The organism is Halomonas urmiana (assembly GCF_005780185.1).
Lineage (GTDB): Bacteria > Pseudomonadota > Gammaproteobacteria > Pseudomonadales > Halomonadaceae > Halomonas > Halomonas urmiana.
This window is the reverse complement of record NZ_VBUI01000015.1, coordinates 97,204-106,462: the sequence shown is the minus strand read 5'-3', so window position 1 is coordinate 106,462 and position 9,259 is coordinate 97,204. Positions and strand designations below refer to the sequence as shown.

General features: G+C 71.1%; 10 protein-coding genes. 1 reads left to right on the top strand and 9 read right to left on the bottom strand.

Annotated features, from left to right (window positions below):
* A partial coding sequence (locus FEI13_RS11065; RefSeq protein ID WP_193555732.1) for an electron transfer flavoprotein-ubiquinone oxidoreductase occupies positions 1-657 on the top strand: 657 nt, incomplete at its 5' end.
* A gap of 146 nt (positions 658-803) precedes the next feature.
* Here FEI13_RS11065 and FEI13_RS11060 read toward each other — a convergent pair.
* From FEI13_RS11060 to pabC, 9 genes are read right to left on the bottom strand one after another with little or no spacing between them, the layout of a single operon-like run.
* Positions 804-1,634 carry a sulfurtransferase gene (locus FEI13_RS11060; protein WP_138181594.1) on the bottom strand — a complete coding sequence of 277 codons (831 nt, stop codon included), beginning with the start codon at positions 1,632-1,634 and terminating at the stop codon, positions 804-806.
* A complete protein-coding gene (locus FEI13_RS11055) occupies positions 1,631-3,880 on the bottom strand; it encodes an ATP-dependent helicase (RefSeq protein ID WP_138181593.1) in 2,250 nt (749 codons plus the stop codon). Before FEI13_RS11055 ends, FEI13_RS11060 begins: the two co-directional genes overlap by 4 nt.
* Entirely contained in the window at positions 3,877-4,446 is a 570-nt protein-coding gene (locus tag FEI13_RS11050; RefSeq protein ID WP_138181592.1) for a DUF1285 domain-containing protein, read from the bottom strand. The genes FEI13_RS11055 and FEI13_RS11050 overlap by 4 nt, the downstream gene beginning before the upstream one ends.
* Positions 4,447-4,468: 22 nt before the next feature.
* Positions 4,469-5,314, bottom strand: coding sequence for a TatD family hydrolase (locus FEI13_RS11045; protein ID WP_138181591.1), 846 nt, complete (start codon positions 5,312-5,314; stop codon positions 4,469-4,471).
* 54 nt (positions 5,315-5,368) lie between these two features.
* Entirely contained in the window at positions 5,369-5,704 is a 336-nt protein-coding gene (locus FEI13_RS11040; RefSeq protein WP_108446859.1) for a PilZ domain-containing protein, read from the bottom strand.
* Positions 5,705-5,752: 48 nt separating this feature from the next.
* Complete coding sequence (locus FEI13_RS11035; protein ID WP_420841590.1) at positions 5,753-6,748, bottom strand: DNA polymerase III subunit delta'; 996 nt, start codon at positions 6,746-6,748, stop codon at positions 5,753-5,755.
* Complete coding sequence (gene tmk / locus FEI13_RS11030) at positions 6,745-7,398, bottom strand: dTMP kinase (protein ID WP_138181589.1); 654 nt, start codon at positions 7,396-7,398, stop codon at positions 6,745-6,747. Before tmk ends, FEI13_RS11035 begins: the two co-directional genes overlap by 4 nt.
* Positions 7,399-7,417: 19 nt before the next feature.
* Positions 7,418-8,422, bottom strand: coding sequence for an endolytic transglycosylase MltG (gene mltG, locus FEI13_RS11025; protein ID WP_138181588.1), 1,005 nt, complete (start codon positions 8,420-8,422; stop codon positions 7,418-7,420).
* A 19-nt stretch (positions 8,423-8,441) separates the two neighbouring features.
* On the bottom strand, positions 8,442-9,257 hold the full coding sequence (gene pabC / locus FEI13_RS11020; RefSeq protein WP_138181587.1) for an aminodeoxychorismate lyase: 816 nt from the start codon (positions 9,255-9,257) through the stop codon (positions 8,442-8,444).
* Positions 9,258-9,259: the final 2 nt, after the last annotated feature.

The following is a 9,259-nucleotide window of genomic DNA, read 5'->3' as shown; positions in this document are numbered from 1 at the left end:
CTGAACTTCGCCAAGATCAAGGGCCTGCACACCGCCATGAAATCCGGGCTGGTGGCGGCCGAGGCGGTCTTCGAGGCCCTGCATCAGGGCGACGAGGGCGGACGCGAGCTCACCGCCTTCACCGAGAAGTGGGAGGCGAGCTGGGCCTATCGGGAGCTCGACGAGAGCCGCAGCTTCGGGCCGGCGATCCACAAGTACGGCACCGTCGGCGGCGGCGCCTACAACTTCCTCGATCAGCTCGTTGGCGGCAAGCTGCCGACCCTGCACGACACCACGCCGGACCACGCCACCCTGAAGCCGGCGGCCGAGTGCGAGAAGATCGACTACCCGAAGCCCGACGGCAAGCTCTCCTTCGACAAGCCCTCCTCGGTGTTCCTGTCGAACACCAACCACGAGGAGGACCAGCCCTGCCACCTGAAGCTGGCCGATCCCGAGCTGCCGATCCGCGACAACCTGCCCACCTACGCCGAGCCGGCGCAGCGCTACTGCCCGGTGGGCGTCTACGAGGTGGTCGAGGACGACGCCGGCCAGCCGAAGTTCCAGATCAACTTCCAGAACTGCATCCACTGCAAGACCTGCGACATCAAGGACCCGGCGCAGAACATCACCTGGGTGGCGCCGGAGGGCGGCGGCGGGCCGAACTACCCGAATATGTAAGCTGGAAGCTGGAAGCTGGAAGCTGGAAGCTGGAAGCTGGAAGCTGGATAGCAGCATAATGACGATCGCCCCCATTGCCTTGCCATGGGGGCGTTTTTCTTCCAGCTTCCAGCTTATGGCTTACAGCTCCCGGGCGCAGCCCGGGCTCAGTCGCCGGTGGCGATGGGCCGGGCGGGATCCGAGATCCACTCGCTCCAGGAGCCGACGTAGAGCCTCGGCAGCGTTCGCTCGGCCACGGCGTAGGCCAGCACATTATGGCAGGCGGTGACCCCCGAGCCACAGTAGGCGATCAAGGAGTCGGCCTCGGGCAGCTCGCGGGCCAGCACCTCGGCGCGCTTGAAGTGGCCGCCCGGATCGAGGTTGTCGGCGCTGGGGCGGCACACCGCGCCGGGAATGTGGCCGGCCACCGGGTCCACGGGCTCGGCCTCACCACGAAAGCGCTCGCGGCTGCGGGCGTCGACCTTCAGCGAGCTGGCGGCGGCAACCTCATCGACCGCGACGAGGGCCGCGTCACGATACGCCGGCTGCCAGCCCGACGGCGCCGACGCGGCGTCCGGGTCGCCATTCTCCACAAGCTCGCCCCCCGCCGCCAACCAGGCCTTAACCCCGCCGTCGAGCAGGCGCACGTCAGGATGCCCCGCCCAGCAGGCGAGCATCCACCAGGCCCGCGCCGCCGCCAGCTGTCCGCCCATGTCGTCATAGACCACCACCGGCTGATCCGGCGTGATGCCCAGGCGCTGTAGCACCTCGGTGAAGGCCTCGGGGTCGGGCAACGGATGCCGGCCGCCCGCCCCCGGCACACCGGCCAGGTCGCGATCGAGATCGACATGCACGCTGCCCGGCAGATGCGCCTCGACCCACAGCCGGCGACCGGCATCGGGCACGCCCAGGCGGGCGCGGCAGTCCAGCAGGCGGAGCGGATGTGAGCCCTCGAGGGCATCAGCCAGGGTGGTGGCCGAGATCAGCGGTTCGGTCATGCGTCGACTCCGTTCAGCAGTTCGATGGGGGCCCGGCAGGCGATCAGGCGGCGTCGGCCGGCCGTGCGGAAGCGTACCTCGATCACCGGGTTGTCGGGATCGCCCTCCACCACGTCGATGTGGCCCTCGCCGAAGACCGCATGGCGCAGGGCCTGGCCGACCCGGAAGTGGCCCGGAGCGACGCGCCCCGGCTCGGGCGAGGCGGGCCGCGCCCTGGCCAACGGCAGTGACTGGCCCAGCGCCGCCAGGTAGCGGCCGACCAGCGCGGAGTCGGCCACCTCCAGCGGGGCTCCCGGGCCGGCAGTCTCGTTGGCGACGTCCTCCCCTTCCTCGGCCAGCCGCCGGGCGACCCGCTGGCCATCCTGCCAAGCGGATTCGCCGATGAAGCGGCTGGGGCGGTGCTCGCCACCGTCGTGGAGTAGCATCAGGCGCTCCCGGGCCCGGGTGATGGCCACGTAGAAGAGTCGCCGCTCCTCCTCCAGCCGCGCCGGGGTCAGCGGGTTGTCGCGGGTGTAGTGGGGAAAGTCCTCCTCGTTGGTGCCGGCCAGCAGCACCAGCGGCCACTCGAGGCCCTTGGCCCCGTGCACGGTGGTGATCAGCACCCCGTCCTGGCGATTCTCGACCGGGCGGCACAGCAGTTCGATGAAGGCGGCGGTGTCGTTGCCGAGCTCGCGGGCCTGCTCGACCAGCACGTCGAGCAGGCGCACATCCTCCTCGCCCTTGTCGCGCCGCGCGGCCGCGCGCTTCAGGACCTTCTCGGCCTCCACCGCCTCGAGCACGTGCTCCAGCAGTCGGGCCGGCGGCCAAGCCGAGCGCCGCGGCAGTTCACAGAGCAGCGACCAGCGCCGCTTCAGGGTGCGCCGCTGGTGGGGCTTGAGCCCCTCCAGCAGGGGATCGTGACGCTCCGGCCAGCGCTGGCTCTCGGCCAGCCGGGTGGCCAGGGCGGCGATCCGCTCCCGGGCGACGAAAGAAGTGGGCTGGGCCAGCAGTCGCGAAAGGTGCCCAGGATCCTGGAGCAGCCGGGGCTCCAGCGCCAGCTTCAGGTAGCCGGCCAGGGCCTCCACCAGCGGCAGGCGGAAGACGAAGCGATCCTCCCGAGTCAGCCGGAACGGGATGCCCTCGCGCAGCAGCGCCAGTTGCAGCGGCACCGAGAGCGCCCAGCTGCGCACCAGCAGGCAGGCCTCGTCGAGAGCCCGTCCCTGGCGCTGCCAGGCGCCGAGCTCGTCGAGCAGCGCCCGGCCGCCCTGCCCCACCGCGAGCTCGGTGCGGGGATTGTCGGGGGCGGCCAGGCAGAGCTGGTCGGGGCGCCGGCGGTTGGCGGCGATGGCGTGGTTGGCGGCCAGCGCCAGGGCGTGGCCGTGGCGGAAGGTGATGGAGAGCGGGTAGTCGCGCGCCGCACCGAAGGTCGCGGTGAAGTTCTCCAGCATGGTGTCGGGATGGGCGCCGCGCCACTCGTAGATGCACTGGTTGGCATCGCCCACCGCCATCACCTCGGCCTCGCGGCCGGCGAGCAGCGCCAGCAGCCGCTGCTGGGCGGTATTGATGTCCTGGTACTCGTCGATGACCACGTGATCGAGAAAGCCCTGGACCCGGCGGCGCAGCGCGGCGTCCTCCTCCAGCGCCAGCAGCGGCCGATAGAGCAGGTCGGCGAAGGTCATCAGCCCCTGCTCGGCCAGCAGCCGCTCGGCATGCTCGAAGGCGGCCACGAAATGCCCGGTCTCCTCGCCGAAGTCGAGCCGAGCGTGCAGCTCGGCGGGCGAGGCCATCTCGGCCTTCACCAGTCCGCAGAAGTGCGCCAATGCCTCGAGACGCTCGGCGTCCAACGCCGCCTCCCGCGCCTCGGGCTCCTCGGCGAGCGCCGCCAGGGTCGCCTGACGCAGCAGCCGCTCGAGCTGCCAGTCGGCGGTAAGCAGCTGGCGCGGGGCCAGCACGCCCCAGCGGGTCAGGCTGGCGGAGAGCCGATGCCCCAGCGAATGGAAGGTACGCACATCGGGCAGCGCCTGCCCGGCCGGTGCCATGGCCGCGAGCCGCGCCTGAAAGTCCTCCCGGGCCGAGCGGTTGAACATCAGTACCAGGATCCTCCCCGGGGGCACATCGCGCGCCAGCAGGTGCAGCACCCGGGCCACCATGGTGGTGGTCTTGCCGGCCCCGGCCACGGCCGCGACCCGGGCGTGCCCCCGCTCATGGGACACCACCGCCCGCTGCTCGGCGGTCAGCGATGGGTGCGAGGCGGCACTCTCGCTCATGGGCCGTCGCCGTCCCGGCGCTCGCCCGCCTCGAGCCGACCTAACGGCTGCCATACTCCGCCGTTGGTCAGGCCCAGTTCGAGGGCGCCCCCGCCGACCTCTCGCGTCTCGGCCTGCTCCACCAGCCGGTAGTAGACGTTGCGCCCCAGGCGGGCGGCGAGGCCGAAGCGGATTGGCACCTCGGGGATCGTCTCGCCGGCCGGCGTCTCGCTGAGGGTCAGGCGGCACGCCGCGTCGAGGCAAACGCGGTCGCCGACGTTGGTGGTGAGCCACCAGTCGCCCGCCTCGAGCTCGGCATCGACGATCAGGAAGGGGCGATCCTCGACGCGGATGCGCTGCATCTCGGCCGGGGTCACCAGCCAGTAGTCGCCATCGGCCTCGCGGCGCAGGATGGTCGACAGCAGACGCACCAGGCGCGGCCGCGCGATGGCCGTGCCCTCGTGGAGCCAGCGTCCGTCGGCGGCGATGGTGAGGTCCATCTCGCCGCGCTGCGCGGGGTGCCAGCGATCCACGGGGGGAATCTCGCCGTGGGGCTCGATCTGAGCCAGCAGGGGGTCGAGGGTCATGGATACGGCCTCTGTCGGTTACCTAGACCAGTCCGGCGCGGGACAGGGCGTCGCGGACGCTCGCCGGGGCCTCGGGGGCCGCCGCGCGGAACAGGTGGTAGAAGTTGGCGGTAGTCTGGGCGGCGAGCTCCTCGATGCTGATGCCTCGTGCCTCGGCGATGCACTCGGCGACCTCGACCACCCAGGCCGGCTCGTTGGGTTTGCCGCGATGCGGCACCGGGGCCAGGTAGGGGCTGTCGGTCTCGATCAGCAGCCGATCCAGCGGCACCCTCCGCGCCACCTCGCGCAGCGACTCGGCGTTGCGGAAGGTGACGATGCCGGACAGCGAGATGTAGAAGCCGTGGCGCACCGCCTCCCGGGCCATGTCGAGGTCTTCGGTGAAGCAGTGCAGTACCCCGCCCACCGCCGGGTCAACGTGCTCCCGGATCAGTGCCAGGGTGTCCTCGCGGGCCTCGCGGGTATGGATGATCACCGGCAGCTCGAGCTCGCGAGCGGCGATCAGCTGGCGACGGAAGCGCTCGAGCTGCACCTCCCGGGAGGGCACCGAGTCGGGCGACTTGTCGAGATAGTGGTAGTCCAGCCCGCACTCGCCGATGGCCACGGCGCCGAAGCGCTCGGCCGCCTCGATGATCGCTGCTACATCGGGCTCCGCCTCGAGCGACTGCAGGGGGTGAATGCCGGCCGAGATCACCACATCGTCATGGGCGCGACTGATCTCGGCCAGGGTCGGCACGTCCTCCAGGGTCACGGCGATGGCCAGGAACTGGCGCACGTTACGGGCACGGGCGGCCTCGAGGGCGGCGGCGAGGTCGCCATCGTGGCTGGCGGGATCGAGGCGATCGAGGTGGCAGTGGGAGTCGACGAACATGCAGGGGACTTCCGAAATGACAGGTGAGTTCAGGTAGCGAACCGGAGCGGTCCGTCAGAGCGTGTAGGTCGGGGCGCCCTTGTCTAGCTGGCCGGCCAGCAGGGTCTCGATGCGGTCGCGCACGGCCTGGTCGTCGGGGCTGAAGTGGATACCGATGCCGGGGACCCGGCGGCCGGCCACGCCCTCGGGCGAGACCCACACTACCTGACCGGTGACCGGCACGCGCTCCTCGTCGCCGGGCAGCATGAGCAGCAGGAAGACCTCCTGGCCCAGCGCATAGCGCTCGCGAGTGGGCACGAAGATGCCGCCGCGCTCGAGCACCGGCATGTAGGCCGAGAGCAGGGTCGGGACATCCTGGATGGTCAGCGAAAGCGCCTTCTGTGCGGCCATGGTATCTCCCTTTACGAAGCGTCAGCGGGTCAAGGGCGCCGCGGCGTCTCAGGAACGCAACAGCGTGGACCAGCGCACCAGCCAGGCCTCGAGGGTCAGCTGGGGGTTGGGGTTACCGCCCTCGGCCAGCAGGCGTCGCTGCTCGCGAGCATAGTCCAGCAGGCGGAACCAGTCGCGTACCCGGGCATTCTTGACCGCCTGGCGGTAGAGCACCAGCAGGTCGGGGTTGCGCAGCTCGGCAGTATCGCCCGAGAGCCCCAGGCGGATCAGGTCCTCGAGCCAGATGATACCGTACCACAGGATGGCATCGATGGACTGGCGATCCAGCCGGGCTGCCTCGGCCACCGGCTCGCCGCCGCGCATCAGCGCCTCGAAGGTCTCGACCAGCTGCTGGCGCAGCGCCCGGGCGGTGGGCTCGGCGAGCTCCAGGGCGCGCAGCGGCAACCCCCCCGCGGCGCGAAACCAGAAGTGGGCCTCCTCCTCGCCCCCCAGCTGCTCGGTCAGCCAGGACCGACAGTCGGCCTCGGCCGGCACGGGCAGGCTCCAATGCTGGCAGCGCGAGCGGATGGTCGGCAGCAGTCGTGAGGGGATGTCGGAGAGCAGCACGAAGAGGGTGCGACCGCCCGGCTCCTCGAGGCTCTTGAGCAGCGCGTTGGAGGCCGCCACGTTCATCGCCTCGGCCGGGGCGATGGTGATCACCCGATAGCCGCCCTGCTGGGCGGTCTGGGCGACGAAGGCGTTGACCTCGCGCACCGGGCCGATGCGGATCAGCCGCTTGCCCTCCTCCGGCGCCACCCGCAGCAGGTCCGGATGGTAGCCCGAGGCCAGCATGTGGCAGGCATGGCAGCGGCCGCAGGCGGTCTCGCCGGGCGAGGCGCAGAGGGTACGGGCCACCAGCGCCTCGGCCAGCGAGTGTTTGCCGATGCCGTGACCGCCCGAGATCAGCAGGGCGTGGGGCAGCCGCCCGGTATCGGCCAACTGGACGAGCTCGCGCCAGCGCGGCATCAGCCAGGGCAGCGGGCGCGGCACCTCGACGGGGCTCATCGCCATGCGTCCATCCGCGCGTCCAGGCGGGCCAGCAGCTCGGCCTTGACCTCGTCGAGCCCGGCCCCGGCATCGATCACCGCCACCCGCTCGGGGGCGGCCTCGGCGCGCGCGAGATAGGCGCGACGCACCGCCTCGAAGAAGTCGCCGCGCTCGCGCTCGAAGCGGTCGCGCGCCTCGCCCTGCCCCTCGAGGCGACTGTCCAGGCGCCGCTGGGCGGCGTCCATGGACATGTCCAGCAGCAGCGTGAGGTCGGGCTCGAGGCCGCGCTGCACGAAGGCCTCGAGCTCGGCGATGCGCGCGGTGTCGATGCCGCGCCCGCCGCCCTGATAGGCGTAGGTGGCGTCGGTGAAGCGGTCGCAGACCACCCAGGCACCGCGCGCGAGGGCCGGCTTGACCACCCGCGCCAGGTGCTGGGCGCGGGCGGCGAAGACCAGCAGCAGCTCGGCATCCGGGTCGAGGGGCTCCTCCTCGACGGGATCCAGCAGCAGCCGGCGAATGTCTTCCGCCCGGGGGGTGCCGCCGGGCTCGCGAGTCGCCACCACCTCGTGCCCGCAGGCCCGCAGGTGCTCGACCACCAGGGCGAGGTTGGTGGACTTGCCCACCCCCTCGCCGCCTTCCAGGGTGATGAATCGTCCGCGCTCGGTCATGTTCGATGCCGCTCCATGGTCAGCGATTGCGGATATACCGGTTCACCGCGTTGTTGTGCTCGCGCAGGGTGCGCGAGAAGTGGTGGGTGCCGTCGCCGCGCGCGACGAAGTAGAGCGTCTCGCCCTCGGCCGGCTGAACGGCAGCCTCCAGGGCGGCGCGTCCCGGCAGCGCGATCGGCGTCGGCGGCAGCCCCTCGATCACATAGGTATTGTAGGGCGTCGGCTCGCGCAAGTCGGCCCGGGTGATGTTGCCCGCGTAGCGCTCGCCCATGCCGTAGATCACGGTGGGATCGGTCTGCAGGCGCATGCCGCGCTCCAGGCGGCGCGTAAACACGCCGGCGATCTGGGGCCGCTCCTCGGGAGCGCCGGTCTCGCGCTCGATCAGCGAGGCCATGATCAACGCCTGGTAGGCACTCTCGAGCGGCAGGTCCTCGTCGCGCTCTTCCCAGATGCTCGCCAGGGTGGTCTCCATGCGCTCGAGAGCCTGACGCAGTATCTCCAGGTCACTGAGCCCCTTGTGATAGCGATAGGTATCGGGGAAGAACCAGCCCTCGGGGTGGCGCTGCTCCCGGTCGAGCAGCGCCATCACCTCGGCGTCGCTGAGCCCCTCGGTGCGATGCTCGAGCTTGGGCGCGGCGTCGAGCGCCTCGCGCATCTGGCCAAAGGTCCACCCCTCGGGAATGGTCAGCGAGTAGGTGACGACCTCATGGCTACCCAGCAGCGCCAGCAGCTCGTGACCGCTCATCCCGGGCTGCAGGCGATACTCGCCGGGGCGCAGGTCGGGCAGACTTTCTGGCTCCAGGCGCGCCAGCAGGCGAAAGGCCCAGACCTCCTCGAGGATGCTGCGCTCGGTCAGCTCACCAATCACGCGATGGTAGCCGGCGCCGGCCGGCACCTCGTAGAGCGTCGGCGCCTCGAGGGCGATGGGCGCCTCGAGGCGCGACTGCCAGTAACGGTGGCCGGCGAGTAACGCCAGGGCCGCCAGCACGGCCAGCACCAGCAGGATCTTCAGCAGACGCAGCATGCGTGTCCTCGTTCAATCATCACGTGACGGGGGGATAGCCCAGCGCCGCATGGGCCAGGGCCTGCAGACGACGGTGCGCCGGTCCGATGGTCCAGTGCCGGATGGGGGTGCCCGCGGCATCGTCGAGCCTCGCCACCGGCCAGAGCCCCTGCAGCGAATTGCCGAGCCACAGGGCCTCGACCCCATCCAGCGCCGAGGGGAAGGCGTCGACCTCATGGATCGGCGCCCGCTCGAGCAGGACAGATCGCAGCGTGCCGGCCACGCCACAGCGATCGAGCCGGGGCGTCTCCAGCTTGCCGTCACGCTGCCAGACGAGGTTCATGCAGGTGGCCTCCACCAGACGCCCCTCGCTGTCGCAGAGCAGTCCTTCGGCCGTGTCGGCATCCGTCCACTCGGCACGGGCCAGGACGTTCTCGAGGCGGTTGAGGTGCTTGAGGCCGGCCAGCATGGGCTGGATGCCCAGGCGCAGCCGGCAGTGGCGCACCCGCACCCCCTGCCGCCAGCGCTGCGCGCTGGGCGCGAACGGGCTGAGCCGCCAGCGCAGCTGGGGATCGGAGGGGATTGGGAGCGCATAGCCGCGTCCGCCGCTGCCGCGGGTCAGGATCAGCTTGAGCACCGAGAGCCCCTCGCCGGCCTCGACCAGCGGCGCCTCCAGCGCTTCTCGAGCGGGTAACGGGATCCCCAGCACCCCGCAGCCTCGAGCGAGGCGGGCCAGGTGCTGCTCCCACAGCAGCGGGCGGCCATCGCGCACGAGGACGGTCTCGAAGAGACCGTCGCCGTAGGCGACGCCGCGATCCTCCAACGGCCAGTCGTCCTTCGCCGTCTCTGCCGTCACGA